Raw genomic sequence first — 19,849 nt, 5'->3', positions numbered from 1 at the left:
CCCTTCCGCCCGCGCAGGCGCCCGGCCCGCGCCAGCGCGGTGGCGCCCCGCCCGCGGCGGCCGCTGCGCTGATGGGCACCGGCGCCGACCAGCTGCGCCGGATGCTGGGCGACCCCGCGCTGCGCCGGGGCGAGGGCGAGGCCGAGATCTGGCTCTACGAGGCCCCGGCGTGCCGACTCGACATCGTGCTCTACCCGCAGGCCGGCGCGATGGTGGTGGCCCATGCGGCCGCACGATCCCACGGCCCGGCGCAGGGCGTGACCGAGGCGGCCTGCCTGTCCGCCATCGCGGTGGCGCCGGCGACCCTGCCCTGGGGCGACCCGGGGCGGCGGGCGTGATGCCGGCGGCATGACGCGCCCGGCGATGGCGCACCCGCGCGACCGTTCCCCGGCCGCGCCCGGTGCGACGGCCCGGCCATGAGCGCCTGGCTCGATGCCTTCGTGCCCGCCTTCGCCCTGCTTGCGCTGGGCGCGCTGCTGAAGCGCCGCCTGCTGCGCGACGACACCGTCTGGGCCGGGATGGAGCGCCTGATCTACTGGGTGCTGCTGCCCTCGCTGATCGTCGCGGCGCTCGCACCGCTCGACCTCGCGACTCTGCCGCTCGGGCGCATCGCGGGGGCCATCTGGGGCGCGCTTGCGCTCGGCACCGCGGCGGCGGTGCTGCTCGCGCGCAGGCTGGCGCTGCCGCACCCGGCGATGACCTCGGTGCTGCAGGGCGGCATCCGCTTCAACAACCTGATGGGCTTCGCCATCGTCGGCGCGCTGTTCGGCGCCGAGGGCGTGGGCTTCGGCGCGGTCGCCACCGGCATCATCGTGCCCTTCGTGCAGACCGTCACGACGCTGGCCTTCGCCTTCGACGGCCAGCGCGGGCCGCCGCGGCCGCTGGCGATCCTGCGGCAATTGGCGTTGAATCCGCTGCTGCTGGCGGTGGCGATCGGCTTCGGAATCGCCGCGCTCGGCGGGCTGCCGGCAGGGCTGGCACCCACGGTGCAGACGCTGGGGCGCGCCTCGGTCGCGCTGGGGCTGCTGTGCGTGGGCGCGGCGCTGTCGCTGCAATCCTTCTCCGACCGCATCGGCGTGCAGGCGGCGACGGGCGTGCTGAAACTGGTGGTGATGCCGGCGATCACCTGGGCGCTGTGCACGCTGCTGGGCGTCCCGCCGCTCGCCACGGCGGTCGCGGTGATCTTCATGGCGCTGCCGACAGCGGCGACATCCTATGTGATGGCGCGCGCGCTGGGCGGCGATGCACCGCTGATGGCGGCGATCACCACCACGGAGCATATCGTGTCGGTCGTCACGCTGCCGCTGTGGGTGATGCTGGTGGCGCCCTAGGGTCGAAACCCATTCAGGCCTAGGAATCGGGTGCTGGTTTCTGATTCAAGCTGAGTGTCACGGCTTGGATGGAAATGATGGCGGCGGAGTATTGGCTCGACGATGAGGCCTGGGCGGCAATCGAGCCGCTGCTGCCCAGGAACCAGCCCGGAGCGCGGCGTGTGGACGACCGGCGCGTCATCAGCGGCATCGTGCACGTGCTTCGCTCGGGCTGCCGCTGGAAGGACTGCCCGGCGATCTACGGCCCGCCGACCACGATCTACAACCGATGGAACCGCTGGAGCGGGCGCGGGCTGTGGATGCGCATCTTCCACGCACTGGCGGATACGCGACCTGCCGACGTGGCGATGATCGACAGTTCCGCCGTGAAAGCGCAGCGCGCCTCAGCAGGCGGAAAAGGGGGGCTGCGGCCCAGGCAATCGGCCGCTCGCGCGGCGGCCGCACGACAAAGATCCACGCCATAGCGGATGGGCAGGGACGACCGCGCGCCTTCCTGCTCAGCCCCGGCAACATCGCCGACATCACCGTCGCACCCGAGCTGCTGCGCATGGCGCCGCCCTGCCGCGTGTTCCTGGGGGACCAGGGCTACGATGCCCGCGCCCTGCGCGAACAGGCAGCCCGCGCCGGTGCGCTCGTCGTCATCCCCAACAACCCAACGCGCCGCAACCCGCATCCGTTCGACGCCAGCCGATACGGCGCGCGCAACGCCATCGAGCGAATGTTCTGCAGGCTGAAGGACTACCGCCGCATCGCCACGCGCTACGACAGGCTTGCCCGCAACTTCGCCTCAGCTGTCGCGCTCGTCTCAGCCATCACCTGGTGGACCTGATTGAGTCGCGACCCTAGACCAGATCCCGATCAGATGGAATCATCTGATCGGGTCCGGATGCTCGTGAAAACAAGGGTCTAGAGGCATTGAAGCGAGCCGAGGCGAGCAGAAATGGCTCTAGCCGAGGGGCCAGCCCCGCGGGCTCCCCGCCGGGGGACAGTGTCCCCCGGACCCGCCGGCTACAGGCCGAGCAGGGAGGGGAGGGCCGACATGTCGGAGAACACTTCGGCGCCGTGCGCCATCAGCACGCCCGCCGGCGTCTCGTGGGCGAAGCCCAGCACGCGGCATCCGGCGGCGACGCCCGCCCGCACGCCGGGCACGCTGTCCTCGACCACCACGCAGTCGCGCGGCGCGGCATCGCAGGCGGCCGCGGCCGCCAGGTAGATGTCGGGCCACGGCTTCGGACGATCGACATCCTCGAAGGAGAAGACGCGGTCGGCGAACACCATCGCCAGGCCCAGCGACCGCATCTTCGCCATCAGCTCCGCGCGGCCGGAATTCGACGCCACCGCGACCGGCACGCCGGCCGCCGCCACGGCACGCACCGCCTCCACCGCCCCGCGCATGGGCGGGGTCCGGCGCGTCATCTCATGGGCAATGAGGGTCGAGATCTCCTCGACCCAATCGGCCGGCAAGGGCCCGACCCGCGCCTCGATGCGCGGCACCATGTCGGGCAGCGCCATGCCGAGGAAGGTCTCGCGCGACTGCGCGGCGGTCAGTGGCCAGCCCAGCGCGGTCAGCTGGTCCGCGACCAGCGCGTTCACCAGCATCTCGCTGTCCGCCAACACGCCGTCGCAGTCGAACAGCACGGCGCGCGGCCGGGTCACGCCGGTTCCTTCACGGCCACCCGCGCCTCGGCACGTGCCCGGGCATGCGGGCAATCGCCATGCTGCTTCGGGCACTGCCGCGCGCCCGCGAAGGAACACAGCGAACGGCCCGATCCCAGCGCACCGCGCGCCAGCTCCGCCAGCGCCGCGATGAAGGCCGGGTCGCTGTTCTGCGCCGGCACGCGGAAATAGCCGGGGATGCCGAGGTGATCGGCCTCCTCGCGGTATTCCACATCAAGCTCCACCAGGGTTTCGGAATGCTCCGACACGAAGGCGATGGGGCAGATCAGGATCGCCACCTTCTCCTCGGCGGCGCGCTCGATCTCGTCCTCGGTGGACGGGCCGATCCACTTCTGCGGCGTCACGCGGGACTGGTAGCAGACCAGGTGGTCGAGCTCAGGGATGTCGAGGTGCTTCACCACCGACGCCACGGTCTGCTCGACCTGCCACTGGTAGGGATCGCCGGCGGCGACGATGCTCTCGGGCAGCCCATGGGCCGAGAACAGGACCCGCAGCCTGACATCCGCCGGCAATTCGGCGCGCGCCTTCGCGTAGCTCTCCTGCACCAGCCGCGCGGTGGCCGCGGCGAAGCCGCCATCGGAATGCCAGCAGCACAGCGTGGTGGTGGGCACCGACAGCCCGATCCGGCGTGAGGCGTCGTCCCAGGCCGAGATCGAGCTTCCCGTCGTGGTGGTTGAGAACTGCGGATAGAGCGGGAACAGCAGTACCTCGTCCGGCCCCCAGTCCTTCACCGCCCGCGCGGCGGCGTCCGACAGCGGGTGCCAGTAGCGCATCGCCACGAAGGACCGCACCTCGATCGCCGGGTCGTCCGCCAGCGCGGCCTCGAGCGAACGCCCCTGTTCCTCGGTCAGTTCGAGCAGCGGGGAACGCCCGCCGATCACCGCGTAGTTCTCCATCGCCGGCTTGGTCCGCCGCCAGGCGATCAGCCGCCCGAGCCAGGGCCGGATGAAGCCCGGCACGCGCAGGATGGCTGGGTCGGTGAACAGGTTCACCAGGAACGGGCGCACGCTCTCCGGGCGGTCGGGACCGCCCAGGTTGAACAGCACGATGGCGACGCGACGCCTGGTCATGGCTTCGCCCGACATGATCCGTCCGGCGCGCCCGTCAAGGCGTCAGGCATTCGCCATCGGCGCCGCGGAGGGTTGGCCGCGGCGCTGCTGCCACAGCTGCACGAAGTCGATCGGCGCCAGCAGCACGGGCGGGAAGCCGCCGTCGCGCGTCACGTCGGCCAGGATGTTGCGCGCGAAGGGGAACAGCAGGCGCGGGCATTCGACCAGCAGCACCGGTTCGATCATCTCGGCGGGCACGCCGTTCAGGGTGAAGATGCCGCAATAGACCAGCTCGGCGATGAAGGCGGTGGCGCCGGCGGTGGTCTTGGCATCGGCGCGGATCTGCAGGGAGATCTCGTAGGTCTCCTGGCCTTCCTGCAGCCGGCGCGCCTGGACGTCGAGCGCGATATTGATCTGCGGCGCCTCGCGCATGGTCAGGTAGATCTCGGGCGCGCCGGGGACCTCGAAGGACAGGTCCTTGGTGAATTGCAGGTTCAGCACGACCGGGCCGGTGGCGGGATTGCCGCCGCCATTGACGCCCGGGGGGTCGCCCGGGGCGGGGTTGTTCTGCTGTTCGGACATCGCGGGGCCTTTCGGAGCGGACGCGTCGGGCGCGCCTGGCAATCGCGGGGCGGTTAGCACGCGGGGCGGTGGGGCGGCAAACCTGGTGCGCGACTGGCTGGCGAAGATGCTCGCGCCGCCGGCCACCCGGCGCCTAGGCTGGCGCCGGAACGGCCCCGCGCAAGGTGGCCGCCAGGGAGAGGGACACCGCATGAGACTGACCGCGATCCGCCGCCGCGCCGCGCTGGCCGCCATGGGCGGCCTGGCCGCGCCCCGCCTGGCCGGCGCGCAGGAGGCCTGGCCCGCGCGCCCGGTCCGCTACATCAACCCCTATACCGCCGGCGGGCCGACCGACACGCTGTCGCGCCAGCTGTGCCAGAAGATGGCGGAATTGTCGGGCCAGCAATTCGTGGTCGAGAACCGCACCGGCTCGGCCGGGATCGTCGGCAACCAGGCGATCGCGCAGGCGCCGCCCGATGGCTACACGCTGGGCCTGGGCGGCATCGCGACCCATGCCATCGCCCCCACGCTCTATGCGCGCCTGCCCTTCAACCCGCAGCGCGACTTCAGCTTTGCCAGCGGCATGTGGCAGTTGCCGAACCTGCTGGTGGTGAACAACGACATGCCGGCGCGCACGGTGCCCGAGCTGATCGCGCATCTGAAGGCCAACCCGGGCAAATACGCCTATGCCTCGGCGGGGTCGGGCACCACGCTGCATATCTCCGGCGAGCTGTTCCGTGCCCTGGCGGGGGTCGAGATCAACCACATCCCCTATCGCGGCAGCGCGGCGGCCTATCCGGACATCATCGCCGGGCGCGTGCACATGATCTTCGACAATATCCCCGGCGCGCTGGCCCAGGCGCGGGAAGGGCGGGTGCGCGCGCTCGGCGTCACCTCGCGCGCGCGCAGCCCGGTGGTGCCGGACACGCCCGCGATCGCCGAGACGCTGGCGGGCTTCGACATGTCCTCCTGGACCTGCCTGTGCGGGCCGGCCGGCATCCCGCGCGAGGTGGTGGCGCGCATCTCGGCGCTGGCGCGCCGCGCCCTGGAATCGGAGGAGCTGAAGCGCGCCTACCTCGACCAGGGGGCGACGGCCTGGTGGACCACGCCGGAGCAGATCGCCGATTTCCGCGCCGCCGAGGAAGCGCGGCTGGCGCCGATCATCCGCGCCTCCGGCGCCCGGGTGGACTGAGAGACCGTTCGAGACTGCGCCGAGCGGCGCATTCTGCAGCCCGGCACCGGCCTGCCGCCCGCGCCGGAATCGCGGGCGACGGGCCGGCCTCAGGCGTCGGGGCAGCCGACCACCACGCGCTGCTGCGTGCGCACGCCTTCGAGCGTCTGCACCCAGCGCGGGTCGGAGGATGGCGGCGTCAGCAGCCGCGCCGCCTGCGCGAGGTCCGGGCAGCGCTGGTCGTCGGCGGCGCAGGACACCGCGACGCCCATCAGCCGCGCGCTGCCGCCATGGAAGCGGGCGCTGGCATTGCCCGGCGCGTCGCGCAGCAGCGTGTCGGCCTCGGCGCGCATCAGGTCGTTGTCGGGGCAGATGCTGGCGCGCGGGGTGACGGCGCGGCGATCGTACAGGGCGGCGAGCAGTTCCTCGCGCCAGCCATTGCGCTGCACCTGGGTATTCGCCCCGCCGGCGGCCAGCGCCGCCTGGCCGGCCGTGACCGCGCAATCCCGGTAGCGCCCGCGCTGGTCGGCCGGCGCGGTGGCGGCCTGGCGGCGGCAGGCGCGCGCGCGCAGGGCCTGGGCCTCGGCGCAATCCTTGTCGGCGGCGCCGGTGCAGGCGGCGATGGTCGCGTTGGCGACGGTGTCCCAGGCGTTCTGCCCGGCAGCCGCGGTCAGGCTGGCCAGTTGCTGGGCTGCCGGCGTGGCGGCCGCGCTGGCCGCAGCCCCGGCAGCGGCGCCCGCCACCTGGCCGGCCGGCCCGCCGACGGCACCGGCCACCGCGCCCGAGGCGGCCTGCCCGGCGGCCCCGCCGACAACGCCCGCGGCCTGGTCGCAACCGGTGAGGATGACGAGCCCGAGCAGGGCTCCGAAGGCAGCGCAGGATCTGGTCAAGGGCGGTCTCCCGGGTTGCGCCGAGGCTAGAACAATATCGGACCGGATGGAATCTTCCGGGGCTGATTTCCCGCCCCGCAGAAACCGAGCCACGGGAGCGGCTTATGCCCGCCGGACGGAACCCGCCGTGGTGCCACCCCGCGGCGCGCGGGGCCGGCGCCGTCTCGCCGCCGGGCCCGTCATGGCCGGTTGTGGTCGCGCGGGCCTGACGGCAGGCTGCGGGCACGCTTCCAGGAGACCCGCCCATGCCCCGTCACGAGCTCCGTGTCCGCCTCGGCGCCACGACCTATCGCGTGGAGCGCCCCTGGGGCGAGGTGCCGGCCGGACAGGGCGTGCCATCCGACGTGGCCTGCGACGCGCAGGGCCGTGTCCATGTCCAGCTCCGCCAGGACCCGATGACGGATGCCGAGGCGCCCGCGGTGGTGGTGCTGGCGCCGGATGGCAGGCGCATCGCCGCCTGGGGCGGGGCGGAGGTGGCGGATGGCCACATGCTGTCCGTGCACCCCGATGGGCGCGTCTTCGTGGTGGATCGGGACGCGCAGGAGATCATCATCTTCTCGCCGGACGGCAAGCGGCTTGGTGGCATCGGCAAGCGGCATGCGCCGGGCGAACCCTTCAACGCGCCCTGCGACGTCGCCTTCGGCCCTGACGGGACGATCTATGTCGCCGATGGCTATGCCGCGTCGGTGGTGCATCGCTTCAGCGCCGAGGGCACGCCGCTCGGCCGTTGGGGCCGGGAAGGCACCGGCCCCGGCGAATTCTCCACGCCGCATTCCGTCTGGGTGCTGCCCGATGGCCGCGTGACCGTGGCCGACCGCGAGAACAACCGTGTGCAGGTCTTCACGCCGGACGGGGCGTGGCTCGCCGACTGGCGCGGCAACCACAAGCCCATGAGCGTGCATGGCGGCCCCGATGGCGGGCTGTATGTGACCGACCAGGTGCCGCAGCTCTCGCTGCTGTCGAAGGACGGCGCGATCCTCGGCCGCTGCCGGCCGGTGCTGAACGGCGCGCATGGCATGTGGCGCGGCCCGGATGGCTGCATCTTCCTGTCCGAGCAGACCCCGTCGCGGCTGACGCGGCTGGTGCCGCTGTGATCACTCCGCCCAGGAGGACCGCCCCTCGATCGCCCAGCGGCCGTCCTTGAGGGTCACGATGTAGAAGGACCGGTAGGACCCGAGCAGCGACCCGTCGCGGCGGTAGCGGCTGAATTGCACGCGGAAATGCACCTTGCCCGGGCCGGCATCGACGCATTCGACGTAGTCCCACGCGCTGCGCGCCCATTCCGCCGCCTGGCCGGTCTTGGCCAGCACGATCGAGGCGTAGTCCTGCGGTGTGGCGAACACCGTCACGCGGCCGCTGTGGAAGCGCACATGCGGGAAGTGGAACCAGCGGGTGCGGATGGCCTCCGCATCCTCGGCATTCAGCGCCGCCATGAAGCCGTCCATGGCGGCGCGGGCGGCGGCGATGTCGGTCTCGCTCATGTCGATTCGGCTCCGTGCACGGTGACCCAGGTGTCGAGCAGCATGTCGCGGCGGCGCGCGAACAAGGCGCCCCACTTCGCACGCTGCGCCTGGTCGGGGCCGGCGGCGGCACTGTTCCAGAAGCGGCTCTGCTCCCAGCCCGCGAGCGAGGGATACCAGGTCATCAGCAGCACATGCGCCGGTTCGCCCGCCGCGCGGTCCTGCCACAGGCCGAGCGGTTCCGACCCTGTATCGCCCTCGAAGCCGACCCAGGCCTCGGTGGTGATGGCGACCATCTCCGCCACGCGATCGGCCGGCAGGATGAACCAGCGATGCGTGACGATGCCACCGCGCGCAGGGTCGGGCGGTGTCTCCCCGCGCGTGAGGATGCTGAGCGTGCGCGTGCGCAGCGCGGCGATGTCGGGATCCGCCGCCTCGGCCGTTGCCGGCGGTTCGCCCGGCCACAACGAGGCGCGGGTGACGATGTTCATCGACGGGCCGATCTGCGCCCGCCACAGGCCGAACAGCCGCCCGCCGGGCACGTCGCGCAGCTTGCCTTGCAGCGCGGCGGCGCGGCGGGGTTTCGCGGTGAATTCCTCGAAGCGCAGCAGCGTCATCGGCGTCATCCCTCCAGCCTGAGCCCGGTGCGGGCGATGATGTCGCGCCAGCGGATGCGCTCGGCCGCCAGGAAGGCGCGGAATGCCGCCGGGTCGAGGAAGGCCGGGTCGAGCGCCAGCGCCCGCAGCCGCTCCGCCGTATCCGGTTCGCCGATGACGCGCCCGAGCAGCGCCCCGGTCTGGTCGACGAAACCCGGCGGCACGCGCGCCGGCGCCGAGAGCGAATAGAAGGCCGAATGGTCGTATTCCGCGAAGCCGGCCTCCGCGATGGTCGGCACGCCGGGCAGCGCGGGCTGGCGGGTGGCGCCGGTCACCGCCAGCACCCGCACGCTGCCCTCGCGCAGCAGGTTCAGCAGCCCGCCGGCCGAGACCGCGTAGAACTGCAGCCGCCCCGCCACCAGGTCCTGCAAGGCCGGGCTGGCGCCGCGATAGGGCACGTGCTGCATGTCGAGCCCGAGGCCCTGGCTCATCATCTCCCCGATGACATGCGCGAGCGTGCCTGGCCCGGCGGAGCCGTAGTTCACCCGCCCCGGATTGGCGCGCGCCCAGGCGATGAAGTCCGCCAGCGTACGCACCGGCAGCGCGGCGTTCACCGCGATCGCGTACCAGGAGACGACCAGCCGCGCGATCGGCGCGAAGTCGCGTTCGGGGTCATAGGGAATGCCCCGGCGCAGCATCGGGTTGCGCACCATCGAGGAATCGCTGCCCAGGACCAGCGTATGCCCGTCCGGTTCCGCCGCGGCGCCGGCCTGCATCGCCAGGTCGCCGCCGGCGCCGGGGCGCGCCTCCACCACCACCGCCTGGCCGGTCAGCGCGGTGATGCGCGCACCGATGATGCGCGCCAGCGTGTCGGTGGCGCCGCCGGTGGCAAAGGGGGTGATGATGCGCAAGGGGCGCTGCTGCGCATGCGCGACCGGCGCGGTGAGCAGCACCGGCAGCGCGAGCAGGGCGCGGCGGCGCATGGGCGGTTCCTCCGGCGGCGATGCTGCGCCGGGGAAGGGCAGAAGGAAAGGTCGGGGGAGGAGAACCTCCCCCGAACCCCCGCCCTTTTTCTGGCACCTGGAGACTGACAGCCGAAGTCAGTTCCCAGGTGACAAAAAAAGGAGGGGGTTTGGGGGAGTTCTCTCCCCCAACCTTCTCAGTTCACCGTGATCCGCGCCTCGCGCACCACGCGCGCCCATTTCGCGCTCTCGGCGCGCAGATAGGTCGCGAGTTCCTCGGGCGTCGAGGCCACGCCCTCGGCCCCCGCGGCGGCCAGGCGGTCCTTCACGGGCTGCTGCGCCAGCGCGTCGCGGATCGCGGCGTTGAAGCGCGCGATGGCGGGCGCCGGCGTGCCGGCCGGCGCCATCACGGCACCCCAGGAGGTCGCCTGCGCATCGGCCAGGCCGATCTCGGCCATGGTCGGCACGTTGGGCAGCAGGGCCGAACGCCGCGCGCCGGTCACCGCCAGCGCGCGCACGCGCCCACCCTGGATCTGCCCGATCGCCGAGGGGATCTGGTCCAGCATCATCTGCACATTGCCGGCCACCAGATCGTTGAGCGCCGGCGCGCTGCCGCGATAGGGCACATGCGTGATCTGCACGCCGGCGGCCAGCTTGAACAACTCCGGCACGGTATGCGTGGACGACCCCGCGCCGGCCGAACCGTAGGACAGCCGCCCGGGCTGTGCGCGCACCAGCGCCAGGAATTCCTGCGCGGTCTGCGCCTGCACGGCCGGGTTCACCACCAGCACATGGTCGGTGGTGAAGGCCATCGAGATGGGCGCCAGGTCGCGCAGCGGGTCGAAGCCGAGGTTGGAATACAGATGCGGGTTCACCGTCAGCGTGCCGGTGGTGCCCATCAGGATGGTGCTGCCATCCGGCGCGCTGCGCACGACGTTCTCGACACCGATATTGCCGCCGGCGCCGGTGCGGTTTTCCACCACCACCGGCTGGCCGAAGCTGTCCTGCAGGCGTTCGGCCAGCACGCGCGCCACCACGTCGGTCGCGCCGCCGGCGGGGAAGGGCACCACGAAGCGCGTGGGGCGCGTGGGGGCCCAGGCCTGTGCGCGCGCCACGGCGGGGGCGAGCAGCGTGGCGGCGATCAGCGTGCGGCGCGTGGCCTTCATGGTTTGTCTCTCCCGGTTCGTCGTTGGTCGTTCAGCAGAAGGCGTGGCGGGCCTTGATCTCACGCAGCACCGTCTCGGGGTCCTGCGCCCACCAATGATTCGACAGGATCTCGACTTCCACGCCGCCGGTCCAGCCCGACGCTTCGGCCATGGCGCGGATGGCGGGGATGTCGATCACGCCCTCGCCCGGCAGGCCGCGGTCGAAGACCAGGTCGGTGGTGGGGGATTTCCAGTCGCAGACATGGAAGCCGGCGATGCGGCCTTTCGCGCGCGCCATCTGGCGCGCCAGGTCGGGGTCCCACCAGACATGGTAGACATCGACGGCCACGCCGGTCCCCGCGCCGAGCTCGTCGCACAGGTCGAGCGCCTGGCCCAGCGTGGACAGCACCGAACGATCCGCGCAGGTCATCGGGTGCAGGGGTTCCAGCGCGATGGTGACACCGGCGGCGCGGGCCTCGGGCAGGATGGCGTGCAGGCCGTCGCGGACCATGGCGCGCGCGCCGGGCAGGTCCTTGGAGCCGGCGGGCAACCCGCCGCAGACCATCACCAGGCAATCGGCGCCGATGGCGTGGGCTTCGGCGATGGCGCGGCGGTTGTCGTCGATCGCGCCGGGCAGGTTGAACATCCCACCGCGGCACAGGCCGGTCACCTTCAGGCCCGCATCGCGGATGTGGCGCGCGGCGGCGTCCACGCCCATCGCACCCAGCACGTCGCGCCAGGGCGAGATGCCGGGGATGCCGTGGCGCGCGCAGGCCTCGATGCAGTGCGCCAGCGTCAGCGCCTTCACCGAGATGGTGTTGAGGCTGAGCGGCCCGGGCGCGCCCATCACGCGACCCCGTGCAGCGCGAGCAGCGAACGCATCCGCGCCACCGCCATGTCAGGGTCGCGCAGCAGGCCGGCGCGGTCGGCCAGGCGGAACAACTCCGAAAAATGCTGGATGCTGCGCGTGGATTGCTGCCCGCCGACCATCACGAAATGGTCCTGGTGGCCGGCCAGCCAGGCCATGAAGACCACGCCGGTCTTGTAGAAGCGCGTGGGTGCCCGAAAAATGTGGCGGCTCAGCGGGACCGTGGGTGCCAGGATGTCGTGGAAGGTGGCCAGGTCGTTGCGTGACAGCGCCGCCAGCGCACCGCCCACCGCCGGCGCGATCGGGTCGAAGATGCCGAGCAGCGCGTCGGAATGGCCGTGCTCGTCGCCGGCGATCAGCTCGGCGTAGTTGAAGTCATCGCCGGTATACATCCGCACGCCGCGCGGCAGGCGGCGGCGCATCGCGATCTCCTTGGTGTCATCGAGCAGCGAGATCTTCACGCCATCGACCTTGTCGGCATGGGCGTGGATGACGGCGAGCGCGGTCTCCATCGCCGCCATGTGGTCGTGGTTGCCCCAGTAGCCTTCCAGCGCCGGGTCGAACATCTCGCCGAGCCAGTGGATCACCACAGGCTGCTTCACCTGCGACAGGATGCGGCCATAGACGCGCTCGTAGTCGGCCGGGCTGCGCGCAGCCTTGGCCAGGGCGCGCGAGGCCATCAGGATGATGCGCCCGCCCATCGCCTCGACGGCCTCGCATTGTTCCTCATAGGCGCGGATCACGTCGTCCACGCTCACATCCGGGCCGGGCGTGAGGTGGTCGGTGCCGGCACCCGAGGCCATCACCGCGCCGGGGTGGTCCTTCATCGCGTCGAGCGAACGGCGGATCAGTTCCTGCGCGCCGACCCAGTCCAACCCCATGCCGCGCTGCGCGGTGTCCATGGCTTCGGCAACGCCCAGGCCGAGCGACCACAAATGCTTGCGGAAGGCGATGGTGCGGTCCCAGTCGATCTTCACATCGAGCCACGGGTCCTGTTCGGCCAGCGGGTCGGCCACGACATGCGCGGCGGCGAGTGCGACGCGCGGGAAGGGCGGCGTGGCGCGGGCGAAGTCGCGCGGCGCGCTGGTGGTGAAGGGCTCCACGCGCGCGCCGTTGGGCAGGTTGATGGTCGGCATCGCAAGTCTCCTTTGGTGATCCGATTCAGACCTTCGCGCCCGTCCGCGGGGCCCCCGCGAAGCATCGCTTCGCGGGGAGGGGCGGCGCTGCGGTCATCGGATCACGCCTCCAGCTTCGGCAGGTCGATCCAGCGGCGCTCCGCCCAGGATTGCAGACCGGCTTCGGCCAGCTGCACGCCCTTCGCACCCGCCAGCAGGTCCCAGGGATAGTCGGCGCGTTCGCCCGCGACGTGCTTCAGGAATTCCTCCCACTGCACGCGGAAGCCGTTCGGGAAGTCCTGCGTGGTCGGCACCTCCTGCCAGCCGGCGAAGAAGTCGATCGGCTGCGGCTGGTCGGGATTCCACACCGGCTTCGGTGTCGCGACGCGCGACTGCGTCCAGCACTTGTGCAGGCCGCAGATCGCGGAGCCATGCGTGCCATCCACCTGGAAGGTCACCAGGTCATCGCGCCGCACGCGCGTCACCCAGGACGAATTGATGTGCGCGATCACCCCGCCTTCGAGCTGGAAGGTCGCATAGGCCGCGTCGTCGGCATCGGCCTTGTAGGGCTTGCCGTCCTCGCCGATGCGCTCGGGGATATGCACGGCGCCGAGGCAGGAGACGGACTCCACAGTGCCGAACAGGTTGTCCAGCACGTAGCGCCAGTGGCACAGCATATCGAGGATGATGCCCCCACCCTCCGCCTTCTTGTAGTTCCACGACGGCCGCTGCGCCGGCTGCAGGTCGCCCTCGAAGACCCAGTAGCCGAACTCGCCCTTCACCGAGCAGATGCGCCCGAGGAAGCCGCTGTCGATCACCATCTTCAGCTTGCGCAGCCCGGGCAGGAACAGCTTGTCCTGCACCACGCCGTTCTTGATGCCCTTGTCCTTCGCCAGCTTCGCCACCGCCAGCGCATCGGCCAGCGTGTCGGCGGTCGGCTTCTCGCAATAGATGTGCTTGCCGGCGTTGATCGCCTTCGTCAGCAGCCCGGCGCGCATCTGCGTGGTGGCGGCGTCGAAGAAGATCTCGTCCTTCGGGTCGGCCAGGCAAGCATCGAGGTCGGTGCTCACGCGCGAAATGCCATGCGCCTTCGCCAGCGCCTCCAGCTTGCCGCGGTTGCGCCCGACGATCACCGGGTCGGGCATGATGGTGTCGCCATTCGCGAGCTTCACCCCGCCATCCTTGCGGATCGCCGCGACGGATCGGATCAGGTGCTGGTTCATCCCCATCCGGCCGGTGACGCCGTTCATGATGAGGCCGATGCGGCGTTCCGCCATGTGTCGTGTTCCCTAAGAAAGCCAGCGATGGAGATTGTCACGGACGAAGGCATCGTCCGTCAGGTGCGGGTAGCGTTCGGCCACCGCGGTCAGCAGCTCGGCCTGGCCGGGCGAGAGCGCCTCGTGCTCATCCAGGCACCAGGTGCCTTCCAGCAGGCCCTGCCGGCGCAGCACCTCGTGACAGCCGGCGATCACGCCATGGAAGTCGTGCGCCACGTCGAAGACCGCGGCGTTCATCTCGGTGACGGCGGCATCCAGCGCCAGCAGCTCGGCCGGGATGTCGCCCGTCACCGCCGCGCAGCGCGCCTGCAAGTCCACCGCCGCGCGCGTCCACACGCTCCAGTGGCCCAGCAGCCCGCCCACGATGCGCAGCGGTGCGCCGCCGCCGCCAAGGTCGAAGGGCGTCAGCAGGTCGGCCACGATGTGATCGTCATTGCCGGTGTACAGCGCGATGCGGTCGGCCGCGCCGGCCTCCAGCACGCCGCGCAGCACGTCGAGCGTGGCGTAGCGGTTGAACGGCGCGATCTTGATGGCGACGACATTGTCGATGGCCGCGAAACGCCGCCAGAACGCCGCCGAAAGCCGCACGCCGCCCACTGCGGGCTGCAGGTAGAAGCCGAACAGCGGCATCTCGGCGGCGACGGCCTGGCAATGCGCGATCATCTCGTCCTCGGACGCGCCCTTCCAGGCGGCGAGCGAGAGCAGCACGGCGTGGTAGCCAAGCCCGCGCGCGATCCGCGCTTCCGCCACGGCCTGCGCCGTGCGGCCGATGGCGCCGGCCACCAGGATCGGCCGGCGCGCCTGTTCTGCCGCGGCCTCGGCCGCGATGCGCAGCACCACGTCGAACAGCCCGCGCTCGCGGATCGCGAATTGCGTGGTGTGGACGCCCACCGCCAGCCCGCCGGACCCGGCATCCAGGTAGTAGCGCGACAGCGCCTTCTGCCGGCGCGGGTCCAGCGTCCGCGCGGCGGTCAGCGCCAGCGGATGCGCTGGAATCGCGCAGCCCGCGCGCAGCCGTGCGGCCAGGCCCTCGGGCCAATCCTCCCAGCGCAGCCCCACCGCGTTTCCTCCGAGCATGGTAACTGTCTGGTTACGTAAGGCCGGGGCCGCCGTGCGGTCAAGCGGTCGCAGGCGCGCCGGATGCTCGGCAGCGCCCGGCGGCTTCTCAGCCCGGCAGCACCGCGAGCGGCAACCCCAGCGCGCCCGACACCGCCGGATGCGTCACCGCCCCGGCATGAACATTCACGCCGGCCGCCAGGTGCGCGTTCTCCGCCGCCGCCCGCTGCCAGCCCTTGTCCGCCAGTTGCAGCGTGAAGGGCAGCGTCGCGTTGTTCAGCGCCACCGCGGATGTGCGCGCCACCGCGCCCGGCATGTTGGTCACGCAGTAATGCACCACGCCATCCACGACATAGGTGGGCTCGGCATGGGTGGTCGGGCGCGATGTCTCGAAGCAGCCGCCCTGGTCGATCGCGACATCCACCATCACGCTGCCCGGGCGCATGCGCGACACCGTCTCGCGGGTTACCAACCGCGGGGCGGCGGCCCCCGGCACCAGCACCGCGCCGATCACCAGGTCGGCGTCGGCCACCGCGCGCTCCAGCGCATCGCGCGTGGCGAAGACCGTATCCACCAGCCCGTTGAACTCGATGTCGAGCGCGGCCAGCACGCGCGGGTTGCGATCGAGCACCGTCACGTTGGCGCGCATCCCGTTGGCGATGCGCGCCGCGTTCGACCCGACCACGCCGCCGCCGATGATCGCAACCCGCCCCGGCGGCACGCCCGGCACGCCCGACAGCAGGATGCCCGCGCCGCCGGCCTCCTTTTCCAGGCAGCGCGCACCGACCTGCACCGCCATGCGCCCGGCCACCTCGCTCATGGGTGCCAGCAGCGGCAGACCGCCCTGCGCGTCCGTCACCGTCTCATATGCGATGGCGGTGCAGCCGGAGGCCATCAGCCCTTCGGTCTGCGTGCGATCAGGGGCGAGGTGCAGGTAGGTGAACAGCACCTGGCCGGGCTTCAGCCGCACCCATTCCTGCGGCTGCGGCTCCTTCACCTTCACGATCAGTTCGGCCTGCGCGAAGACCGCCGCGGCATCGGTCGCGATGCGCGCGCCGGCGGCGATGTACGCCTGGTCCGGGAAGCCGATCGCGGCGCCGGCCTGCGTCTCCACCAGCACTTCGTGCCCGTGCAGCACCAGTTCGCGCACCGACCCCGGCACCAGCCCCACGCGGTATTCGTGGATCTTCACTTCCTTCGGAACACCGACGCGCATCGCTGCCTCCTTCAATCCACGGGCAGGAAGATGAACACGACCGCCGCCACAAGGCACGCCCCCGCGGCGATGAAATTCCAGCGCAGCGTCTCGCCCAGGAAGGTCACGGAGAACACGCCGAACACGGCGATGGTGATGACCTCCTGCATCACCTTCAGCTGCTGCCCGCTGAAGGTGCCGTAGCCGATCCGGTTGGCCGGCACCGCCAGGCAGTATTCGAAGAAGGCGATCCCCCAACTCACCAGCACCGCCACCCATAGCGGCCAGGACGGCGCCTTCAGATGGCCGTACCAGGCGAAGGTCATCACGATGTTCGACCCCACCAGCAGCAGCGGTGTCAGGATCCAGGGGTGCATGGGGCCTCCTTGGGCGGCAGGCGCCGCAGCAGGAACAGCATGATGGCCATGGCCGGCAGCGCCGCCGCCGTGGTCAGCAGGAAGAACCACGACCACCCCATCCACGCCGCCAGGAACCCGCCCGAGGCCCCCAGCGTCCGCAGCGGCACCGCTGCCAAGGACGACAACAGCGCATATTGCGTCGCGCTGAAGCTGCGGTTCACCAGGCCGGACAGGTAGGTCAGGAAGGCCGCGTCGGCGAGCCCATCGGTGAAGTTCTCGATCCCCACCTGGGCGAACAGCATGGGCAGGTCGCGGCCACCACCGACCAGCGCCAGGTACATCAGGTTCGACAGCATCTGCCCAAGACCGGTCAGGATCAGCGCGCGGCCCACGCCGATCCGCCCGACCAGCCACGACCCCGCCACCGCGCCCCCCAGCGTGGCGGCCAGGCCGAACACGGTGCCGACCGCCGCCACGTCGTCGCGCGTGAAGCCTTCGGACCGGTAGAAGGGCGTGACCATGATGCCGGCCAGCGCCTCGCCCAGTTTGAACAGCGCGACGAAGGCCAGGATCGCGACCCAGTGGCGCCGCCCGGTGAAGTCGATGAACGGGCCGACGACCGACCCGCGCATCCGCGCCCGCCAGCCGACCGCCGCGACAGCCGGCGCCGGCGGCTCGCGCCCGGCCAGCGTCGCGATGATGCCGACCAGCATCAGCGAGGCCGCGGCGCCATAGGCGAGATGCCACCCGACATGCCCGACCAGCAGCATGGTGCCCGCACCCGACGCCAGCAGCGCCGCGCGGTAGCCCCAGATATAGGCGGTCAGCCCCCAGGCCTGGTCGTCCTCGGACGGACCCATCATCTCGATGCGCCAGGCGTCGATCACGATGTCCTGGCTGGCCGACAGGACCGCCACGACCACCGCCAGCGCCACCGTCGTCGTGGCGCCCGCGGCCGGGTCGGTGGCCGCCAGCGCCGCGATGGTCGCGACCAGGGCGACCTGCAGCAGCAGCAGCCAGCCGCGCCGCCGCCCCAGCACCGGCGGGCGCACCGCATCCAGCACCGGGGACCACAGGAACTTGTTGGCATAGGCCAGGCCGATCAGCGCCGTCAGGCCGATCTCGGCGAGCGACATCCCGCTTTCGACGAACCACTGCCGCAGCACCTGGCCGGCCACCAGCGGCAACGGCACGGCTGCGGCGAAGCCCAGGGCGAGCATCACCGCCAGCCGCCGGTCGGCCCATCGCGAAGGCATCGAATCGGACATCCCGGGCAGGCTGGCAGAAGCCCCGTGGCGCCGCCAGCGCGCCGGGCTTGCCCGAAGCCTCGCGCCCTGGGCAGTATCGCCGCGGGAACGAGGGGCAAGGGGACTGGCATGAACCACCTGATCGAACGCGTGAAGGGCATGGCGCTGTCGCCGGCGCAGGAATGGCGCAAGATCGCGGGCGAGCCGATCGAACTCGTGCCGGTGTTCACCCGCTACGTGATGATCCTGGCGGCGATCCCCGCCATCGCCGGCTTCCTGCTGCTGCTGTTCTTCGCGCCTGTCACCGCCTTCACCATGGCGATCGTGGGCTACATCCTGTCGCTGGTCGGGGTCTTCGTGACGGCGAAGATCATCGAGATCCTGGCGCCCAATTTCGGTGGCCAGCCCGATGCCGATGCGGCACTGAAGCTGGCCGCCTTCGCGCCGACCATCGCCTGGGTGGCGGGCGGCTTCATCATCATCCCGATCCTGGGCGGGCTGGTGGCGCTGATCGGCGGGTTCTACGCGCTCTACACGCTGTATCTCGGCGTGCCGATCGTCATGCGCGTGCCGCAGGAAAAGGCGCTGGTCTTCACCCTGGCGGTGATCGGCGTGGCGATCGTGGTGAACATCGCGGTGCGGCTGCTGACCGGGATCTTCGTCTAGCGCGCATGCGCGAGCCGCTCCGCCCGGTCGGATGATCCGATCCGGTCGGTATCGGCTCTACCGCACCGGCATGCGCGCGACCCAGGCTGCAAGCCCCGCGGTCGCGACCGCCGCCAGGGCGAACACCGCGCCGTAGCCGCCGGCGTGCAGGACCGCGCCGAAGGCCAGCGCGCCCGCGCTCTGCCCCAGGAACAGCGCCATCGCGAAGGCCGATACCGCGGTGGCGCGCGCCTCCGGCAGCGCCTCGGTCGCGCGGGCCTGCAGCACGCCGTGGAACATGTAGAACGCCATCCCGAGCGGCACCTGCAGCAGCGCCACCGCCCACCACGTCGGCGCCAGTGCCAGCCCGCCCAGCGCGGCCGCCAGCAGCGCCCCGCCGGCCCCGACCAGGCCCCTTTCGCCCAGCCGCGCCACCAGCCGCTTCGCCAGCCGCGTGTAGATGAAGGCGCCGATCCCGAAGCCCGCCACCACCACCCCGGCGCGGCCGGGCGAAAGCCCGAAGCTCTCGATCAGGAAGGCGCCGATGAAGGGGAAGGCGCCGCCGAACAGCACCGCGCCATCCAGCGCCGCCGCGCCCATCAGCCGCCGCCCCGACGCGGCGCGCAACAGCACCCCGTATTGCGACAGTCCAAGGCCGCGCACCGTGCCGCGCTCCGGCGCCGCCCGCCGCAGCATCAGCGCCCCCACCACCAGCGCCAGCGCGGCCAGCACCAGGAAGGATGCGCGCCAGCCCGCGAGCTCGGCGACCACGCCCGACAGCGGACCCACCAGCAGCTGCGCCATCACCATGCCGGTCAGGAAGCGCCCGATCGTGGCCTGGCGATCGGCATAGGGCACCGCATCGCCGATCCACGCGATGGCCAGCGGAATCACCGCCCCCGCCACCAGCCCCGTGCCGGTCCGCAGCACCACCATCGAGGTCAGGTCCCACGCCGCCGCCGAGACCGCCAGCCCGACGCCGTAGAGCACCAGCGCGATCGCCGCGACCCAGACCTTGCCGAAGCGGTCGCCAAGCGGCCCGGTCACGAGTTGCCCGGCGCCATAGGCCAGGCTGAAGCCCGCCACCACCGGCGCGATGGCCGCCACGCCCACGCCGAAATCCGCCGCCAGCAGCGGCAGCAGCGGGTCCATCAGCCGCATCCCGCCACCGGCAGCGAAGCCGGCGAGGGCAAGCAGGGGCAGCAGGGCAAGGTCAGGGCGCAAGGCGGGGCATAGGTCGCGGGT

General features: G+C 71.7%; 21 protein-coding genes and 2 pseudogenes. 7 read left to right on the top strand and 16 right to left on the bottom strand.

Annotation, left to right across the window (positions count from 1 at the left end; all coding sequences use genetic code 11):
* The 4 genes and pseudogenes from LQ222_RS21515 to LQ222_RS21500 form a co-directional block, all read left to right on the top strand.
* Nucleotides 1-338, top strand: a pseudogene (locus LQ222_RS21515) (hypothetical protein); the annotation flags it as partial.
* A gap of 78 nt (nucleotides 339-416) precedes the next feature.
* The gene (locus LQ222_RS21510) at nucleotides 417-1,331 is read left to right on the top strand and encodes an AEC family transporter (RefSeq protein WP_230168903.1); all 915 of its coding nucleotides are present in this window, start codon (nucleotides 417-419) and stop codon (nucleotides 1,329-1,331) included.
* 68 nt (nucleotides 1,332-1,399) lie between these two features.
* Nucleotides 1,400-1,582, top strand: a pseudogene (locus LQ222_RS26380) (transposase); the annotation flags it as partial.
* Between the two features lie 17 nt (nucleotides 1,583-1,599).
* Nucleotides 1,600-2,160, top strand: a complete 561-nt coding sequence (locus LQ222_RS21500) for an IS5 family transposase (protein ID WP_230168902.1) — start codon at nucleotides 1,600-1,602, stop codon at nucleotides 2,158-2,160.
* A gap of 179 nt (nucleotides 2,161-2,339) precedes the next feature.
* Here the strand turns inward: LQ222_RS21500 and LQ222_RS21495 are convergent, their stop codons facing one another.
* Genes LQ222_RS21495 through secB form a run of 3 tightly spaced genes read right to left on the bottom strand, consistent with a single transcriptional unit; the run spans nucleotide 2,340 to nucleotide 4,639 of the window.
* On the bottom strand, nucleotides 2,340-2,987 hold the full coding sequence (locus LQ222_RS21495; RefSeq protein WP_230168901.1) for an HAD family phosphatase: 648 nt from the start codon (nucleotides 2,985-2,987) through the stop codon (nucleotides 2,340-2,342).
* Nucleotides 2,984-4,078, bottom strand: a complete 1,095-nt coding sequence (gene hemH / locus LQ222_RS21490) for a ferrochelatase (RefSeq protein WP_230168900.1) — start codon at nucleotides 4,076-4,078, stop codon at nucleotides 2,984-2,986. The genes LQ222_RS21495 and hemH overlap by 4 nt, the downstream gene beginning before the upstream one ends.
* A 42-nt stretch (nucleotides 4,079-4,120) precedes the next feature.
* On the bottom strand, nucleotides 4,121-4,639 hold the full coding sequence (gene secB / locus LQ222_RS21485) for a protein-export chaperone SecB (protein ID WP_230168899.1): 519 nt from the start codon (nucleotides 4,637-4,639) through the stop codon (nucleotides 4,121-4,123).
* Between the two features lie 190 nt (nucleotides 4,640-4,829).
* Here secB and LQ222_RS21480 point away from each other — a divergent pair, with 190 nt between their 5' ends.
* Entirely contained in the window at nucleotides 4,830-5,810 is a 981-nt protein-coding gene (locus LQ222_RS21480) for a tripartite tricarboxylate transporter substrate binding protein (protein WP_230168898.1), read from the top strand.
* Nucleotides 5,811-5,899: 89 nt separating this feature from the next.
* On the opposite strand, the gene LQ222_RS21475 is transcribed toward LQ222_RS21480, so the two are convergent.
* Nucleotides 5,900-6,679, bottom strand: a complete 780-nt coding sequence (locus LQ222_RS21475) for a hypothetical protein (protein ID WP_230168897.1) — start codon at nucleotides 6,677-6,679, stop codon at nucleotides 5,900-5,902.
* Between the two features lie 245 nt (nucleotides 6,680-6,924).
* Between LQ222_RS21475 and LQ222_RS21470 the strand changes: the two genes are divergently transcribed.
* Nucleotides 6,925-7,773: a peptidase gene (locus tag LQ222_RS21470; RefSeq protein WP_230168896.1), complete on the top strand. Its 849-nt coding sequence runs from the start codon at nucleotides 6,925-6,927 to the stop codon at nucleotides 7,771-7,773.
* Here the strand turns inward: LQ222_RS21470 and LQ222_RS21465 are convergent, their stop codons facing one another.
* From LQ222_RS21465 to LQ222_RS21415, 11 genes are all read right to left on the bottom strand, one after another.
* Entirely contained in the window at nucleotides 7,774-8,160 is a 387-nt protein-coding gene (locus LQ222_RS21465; protein ID WP_230168895.1) for a hypothetical protein, read from the bottom strand. It lies immediately after the preceding gene.
* The gene (locus tag LQ222_RS21460; protein WP_230168894.1) at nucleotides 8,157-8,756 is read right to left on the bottom strand and encodes a hypothetical protein; all 600 of its coding nucleotides are present in this window, start codon (nucleotides 8,754-8,756) and stop codon (nucleotides 8,157-8,159) included. The genes LQ222_RS21465 and LQ222_RS21460 overlap by 4 nt, the downstream gene beginning before the upstream one ends.
* Before the next feature lie 5 nt (nucleotides 8,757-8,761).
* Nucleotides 8,762-9,718, bottom strand: a complete 957-nt coding sequence (locus LQ222_RS21455) for a tripartite tricarboxylate transporter substrate binding protein (RefSeq protein WP_230168893.1) — start codon at nucleotides 9,716-9,718, stop codon at nucleotides 8,762-8,764.
* A 176-nt stretch (nucleotides 9,719-9,894) separates the two neighbouring features.
* Complete coding sequence (locus tag LQ222_RS21450) at nucleotides 9,895-10,863, bottom strand: tripartite tricarboxylate transporter substrate binding protein (protein WP_230168892.1); 969 nt, start codon at nucleotides 10,861-10,863, stop codon at nucleotides 9,895-9,897.
* Nucleotides 10,864-10,894: 31 nt separating this feature from the next.
* Entirely contained in the window at nucleotides 10,895-11,689 is a 795-nt protein-coding gene (locus tag LQ222_RS21445; protein ID WP_230168891.1) for a sugar phosphate isomerase/epimerase, read from the bottom strand.
* The gene (locus LQ222_RS21440) at nucleotides 11,689-12,846 is read right to left on the bottom strand and encodes a dihydrodipicolinate synthase family protein (protein ID WP_230168890.1); all 1,158 of its coding nucleotides are present in this window, start codon (nucleotides 12,844-12,846) and stop codon (nucleotides 11,689-11,691) included. Before LQ222_RS21440 ends, LQ222_RS21445 begins: the two co-directional genes overlap by 1 nt.
* A 101-nt stretch (nucleotides 12,847-12,947) precedes the next feature.
* A complete protein-coding gene (locus tag LQ222_RS21435; RefSeq protein WP_230168889.1) occupies nucleotides 12,948-14,102 on the bottom strand; it encodes a Gfo/Idh/MocA family protein in 1,155 nt (384 codons plus the stop codon).
* 12 nt (nucleotides 14,103-14,114) lie between these two features.
* Nucleotides 14,115-15,179 (bottom strand): dihydrodipicolinate synthase family protein, encoded by a 1,065-nt coding sequence (locus tag LQ222_RS21430; protein WP_230168888.1) that lies wholly within the window; start codon nucleotides 15,177-15,179, stop codon nucleotides 14,115-14,117.
* Between the two features lie 88 nt (nucleotides 15,180-15,267).
* Nucleotides 15,268-16,374 carry an alanine dehydrogenase gene (ald, locus tag LQ222_RS21425; RefSeq protein WP_230168887.1) on the bottom strand — a complete coding sequence of 369 codons (1,107 nt, stop codon included), beginning with the start codon at nucleotides 16,372-16,374 and terminating at the stop codon, nucleotides 15,268-15,270.
* Between the two features lie 11 nt (nucleotides 16,375-16,385).
* On the bottom strand, nucleotides 16,386-16,730 hold the full coding sequence (locus LQ222_RS21420) for a DMT family protein (RefSeq protein WP_230168886.1): 345 nt from the start codon (nucleotides 16,728-16,730) through the stop codon (nucleotides 16,386-16,388).
* The gene (locus LQ222_RS21415) at nucleotides 16,712-17,968 is read right to left on the bottom strand and encodes an AmpG family muropeptide MFS transporter (protein WP_230168885.1); all 1,257 of its coding nucleotides are present in this window, start codon (nucleotides 17,966-17,968) and stop codon (nucleotides 16,712-16,714) included. Before LQ222_RS21415 ends, LQ222_RS21420 begins: the two co-directional genes overlap by 19 nt.
* 120 nt (nucleotides 17,969-18,088) lie before the next feature.
* Here LQ222_RS21415 and LQ222_RS21410 point away from each other — a divergent pair, with 120 nt between their 5' ends.
* Entirely contained in the window at nucleotides 18,089-18,625 is a 537-nt protein-coding gene (locus LQ222_RS21410; protein WP_230168884.1) for a Yip1 family protein, read from the top strand.
* A 57-nt stretch (nucleotides 18,626-18,682) separates the two neighbouring features.
* Here LQ222_RS21410 and LQ222_RS21405 read toward each other — a convergent pair whose 3' ends face one another.
* Nucleotides 18,683-19,828, bottom strand: a complete 1,146-nt coding sequence (locus LQ222_RS21405) for an MFS transporter (protein ID WP_305800034.1) — start codon at nucleotides 19,826-19,828, stop codon at nucleotides 18,683-18,685.
* Nucleotides 19,829-19,849 lie beyond the last annotated feature (21 nt).

This window comes from Roseomonas sp. CECT 9278 (genome assembly GCF_918698155.1).
GTDB lineage: Bacteria > Pseudomonadota > Alphaproteobacteria > Acetobacterales > Acetobacteraceae > Neoroseomonas.
The sequence above is the reverse complement of the archived record's forward strand: the minus strand, read 5'-3'. Positions and strand labels throughout refer to the sequence as shown.